The organism is Actinosynnema sp. NPDC023658, assembly GCF_040639995.1.
In the GTDB taxonomy this organism is placed as follows: domain Bacteria; phylum Actinomycetota; class Actinomycetes; order Mycobacteriales; family Pseudonocardiaceae; genus Actinosynnema.
In genome coordinates, this window is sequence record NZ_JBFAAX010000518.1 from 1 (window position 1) to 4,189 (window position 4,189).

Below are 4,189 nucleotides of genomic sequence, written 5' to 3' on the forward strand. Positions count from 1 at the left end.
CCGCTGTTGGCCTTGCCCGCGAAGGGGTTGCTCTCGCTGGCCGCCTGCGGGGTCCACGAACCGTTGAGGCTGCTGGCGGTGAAGGAGCGGAAGTAGCGGCCGTTCGCGCCGATGGCCTCGACGATCATCAGGTACTGGTTCTGACCCTGCACCTTGTAGACCTCGACGGCTTCGAAGAGGTTGTTGGTCGAGTCGCTCATGATGGTGGTGTAGGAGGAGCCGAAGCTGCCGGGGAAGTTCCCGATGGGCATGCTGGCGCGGTAGATCTTGCCGTTGTCGCCGGCGAAGAACAGGTACATGTTCGTGCCGTCACCGATGATGGTCTGGTCGATCGGGCCGGTGCCGGAACCCGAGATGCTGCCGGTGAACAGCGGCTGCGCCGAGGACCAGCCGTTGGGGTTGGTGGGGTCGTTCGACGTCTTGTAGCTGAACGCGGTGGCGCCCCACTGGTAGGTGAGGACCCAGATGTTCTTGGGCGCGAAGTAGAACAGGGTGGGTGCGACGGTGCCGGAGTTCATGGCGTTCTGGGGTGCGGAGGCCATGTCGGACCAGTTGGTGAAGGTGCCGAAGTTCATCGAGCCCCAGCTGCTGCCGGTGTCGTGGGTGGTGGCGTAGACCAGGTGCTTGCCGTTGTACATGACGTGGGTGAAGTCCTTGAGCGACACCCAGCCCGACCTCGGGTTCGCCAGCGAGCCCGTCGACGTCCAGCGGTAGCTCGACGGGAGGCTGCATCCGCCGGGGTTCGAGCTCGTCGTCGTGGTGGTCGTGGTGGTGGTGCCGCCACCACCGACGCGGACGAGCTGCCACTGCTGGTTGCTGCCACCCCAGTCGCTGTACTGCACGACGTTGCCGCCATCTGCGGTGGACGCGCCCTGCACCTCGACCGCCTTGTTGCTGTTGCGGTTGATCAGCCGCACGTAGCCGCCGTCGGAGTCAGCGAGCCGGAACTGCTGGTTGGTGCCGTTGCCGTCAGCCCACTGCACGATGTTGGCGCCGTCGGCGGTGGAGAAGTTGTAGACGTCCAGGACCTTGCCGGACAGGCGCGACTTGACGCGGTAGTAGCCGCCGCCGGAGTCCACGAACTGCCACTGCTGCTGGTTGCCGTCGTTGCGCGTCCACTGCGTGATCCGCGCGCCGTCGTTGGTCGCCAGGTTGTAGACGTCCAACGCCTTGCCGCTGTTGCGGTTCACCAGCACGTACCACGCGGTCGTGTCGACGGTCGCCGCCGACGCGGGGGCCGCGTTGAACGCCGCCACCAGCCCGCCGATCAGCGTGGTGACGACGGCGATGGCACCGGCCAGGCGTCGTCTGCGGGATCGGGGGACGGCGGTCGGGCGGTGGCCTGTTTCGGCCATGGGTGTGCTCCTCTTCGTTGAGGTGGGGGCGAACCGCGGCACGGCTGCGGCCTGCGCGCCGGGACCGCCGCTACGAGACGTCGGTGTTACGCCGGGGTGTTGGTGGCGCGGGTGGCCGTTGGAGCACGGGGTGGGAGACCGATCGGTGCTCGCCCGGCGGTCAAGGCAGACGCCGCCCGGCGACCTCGTGCCGCAGCAGCGGCACTTCGACGTTCCTGGCTGGTAGATCGACTGAGAAGCACCCTGCCACCGCCGAGTCCAAGGCTGATCGAGTACGACAATCGGAACGCCGTGCCCCGAGGTCGTGCCCCGTCGTCCACGGCGCACGACCACCGCGGCTCGCCGCCCCGGTGCACGGTTCCGGCCTCCGAAAGTATCGCCACCGGTGGCCGGTTGTTTCGGGTGGAACTCTTTACCTTTCGGGCCAATCTAGCCAGGCGAACGCGCAGCGTCAACGAGTCGGAGCAGTCTGGATGTGAGCGCTAACCCGAGGAGCTGATCATGTCGAGGCTGTCGAACGCCGTCGAACTCCCTGTTGAGGTAGGCCTCGGTGTCGATCATTCGACGCAGTGTGGTCCGGTGCCGAGGTGTTCGCGGGCCGGATGTTAGCGCGAACATTGACCATCGCGGAGCGGCATCCGCTGTGGTCAGGTGGTCTTGATCGAGCCTGGAGCCGACGGGTGCGGTGGGCCGCGTGAGGCCGCTTGCGTGGGCGGGCTGTGGGCTGCTGGCGGCCGGGCACCGAACGGTCCACTGTGGACAGGACGACCATCGGCGTCTCGTACGTCGAGGGCCCGTCCAAGCGGTGGATCGGGAGAGCGCACGGGGGCTCCGAACGTCTCATCTCCGACAAAAGCCATGCACCCGATGACCGCGATGTGGTCCCCTGTTGACCGGGTCGGGGGACACCGTTGTGGGGGGTTCGGGATGAGCGAAGACAGATCGAAGGCAGAGCCACCGGCGGTCGGTCCGCCGGCGGAAGCGCCAGTGCCGCAGCCGGTTGCGGAATCGGCGCAGCCTGGAACGACGGATGCGGAGCCGGAAGGGCCGACCGCCGGAGCGGCGACCGCGGCACCGCCGGTGGAGCCCGCGCCGGCTGGATCGGTGGCACCGCCGGCCGCCGGACCCGATCAGGCTGAACGACCGGCCGCCGAACCGGCGGCCGTCGGACCGGCGATGGTTGCGCCGGCGACCGCGCACTCCGCTGAACTCCCGGCGGCTTACCCGACCGTCGCGGCGAACCTGTGGGCGCGGCCGGGCGGGCCGGAGGAGCAAGGGGTGTGGGTCGACCCGACGCCGACCGACCCGATCCTGCGGATCCCCCCGACGCCGCCCGAGCCGAGGTCCACCGCGGCCGCCGTGCTGTTGAACCTGACCGGGGTCGGCGCCGGTTACTTCTACCTGCGCCGACGGTGGCGGGCGTGGACGGCGACCGTCCTGGCCGTCGTGCTCGTCGTCGTCGCGTTCGCCACCGGCGCGGCGGCGAACCCGTGGCTGTGGCGGGTCCTGGCGGCGGTCTGGCTCGCGGTCCTCGTCCTGGACGCGCGGCGGATCGCGGTGAAGCACCCGCCGGTCGCGAACCGCCGGCCCGTGGTGATCGGGGCGATCGCGGTGGCCGCCGTGGTGGGCGCGTACGTCGGGTACGGCGTGCTGGGCCGCAGCGCCTACGACGACGGGCTCGCCGCTCAGGGGCGCGGTGACTGCGCGGCGGCGACCGACCGGTTCAAGGCGGTGACCGGGCCTTACGAGCTGACGCTCAGCTCGGACATCGCCGCGGCGAACCGCGGTCTGGCCGAGTGCGCCGACTTCACCCGTGCGGCCGACTCCGAGGACGAAGTCACCGCCGTGCGGCGCTACGGGCAGTTCCGCGTCGACCACCCGGACAGCCCGCTGCGCCCGTTCGTCCGCGACGAGCTCGTCGAGACCTACACGACCTGGGCTCGCGGCCTGCGCGACGAGGGCCGGTTGGCCGACGCGATCAAGGTCTACCGCGACCTGCTCTCCGAGGACGAGTCGTTCGCCCCGGAGGTCGCGGACGCCTACCTGCGGTTGGCGAAGAAGCTCACCTCCGAGACGCCCGTCAGCGCCAGTGAGGCGGCCACCGCGCTGGAGGCGATCGCGGACGAGTTCGGCAGGACGCCGTCGGCCAAGGAGGTCCCCGCGGCGTACGACGCGCTCTACGCGGCGGCCACCGCGCCGCTCGCCGCCGGCCGGCCGTGCGAGGTGGTGGACGTCCTCGCCTTCTTCGCGGGTCTGACCAACGACGTCGCCGCGAAGGTGACGGGCGAGGCGAAGAACCAGTACCCGCGGGCCATGCTCGACTGCGGGCTGAACGAGCTGCGCGACGGCCAGGCGACGCGCGCGGTCGCCACGCTGGACCGGTTCGTCAGCACCTTCCCGGGCCACGCCGACCTGCCGCAGGCCCAGTCGGCGCAGATCGCCGCCAAGGTGGCCATCGGCACCGGCGCGCGGGTGCAGGTGCCCGGACCCCTCGGCGCGGGCGGGCCGATCACGGTCACCTTCTACAACGCCGTCAACAGCTCGATCACCATCAAGCTGGCGGGCTCCACCGCGCACGAGTTCACCCTGCCGCCGTGCACGACCTGCCCGGAGTTCTACCCGGCGGGCGGCGGCAGCGCCGCCTGCGACTCACCCCTCGGGAAGCCGCTGTTCGCCGTCGGCCTGGGCGAGGGCACCCACCACCTGCTCGCCGAGTTCGACCGCGGCAGGGACCTGGTCAAGCAGTTCGACGCCAGTCCCGCCGCGTTCGACTCGTACTGCCTGTACTCCGAGCGCGAGAGCTGATCCGGGGTGCGGCCGGACCTGACGACAGG

2 protein-coding genes are annotated in these 4,189 nt (G+C 70.4%); one reads left to right on the top strand and one right to left on the bottom strand.

Annotated features, from left to right (window positions below; genetic code table 11):
• Nucleotides 1–1,355 (bottom strand): non-reducing end alpha-L-arabinofuranosidase family hydrolase (locus tag AB0G02_RS30235; RefSeq protein ID WP_360800642.1); only part of this gene is annotated, 1,355 nt, incomplete at its 3' end.
• 1,176 nt (nt 1,356–2,531) lie between these two features.
• On the opposite strand from AB0G02_RS30235, the gene AB0G02_RS30240 reads away from it, so the two are divergent.
• On the top strand, nt 2,532–4,160 hold the full coding sequence (locus AB0G02_RS30240) for a hypothetical protein (RefSeq protein ID WP_360800645.1): 1,629 nt from the start codon (nt 2,532–2,534) through the stop codon (nt 4,158–4,160).
• Nucleotides 4,161–4,189: the final 29 nt, after the last annotated feature.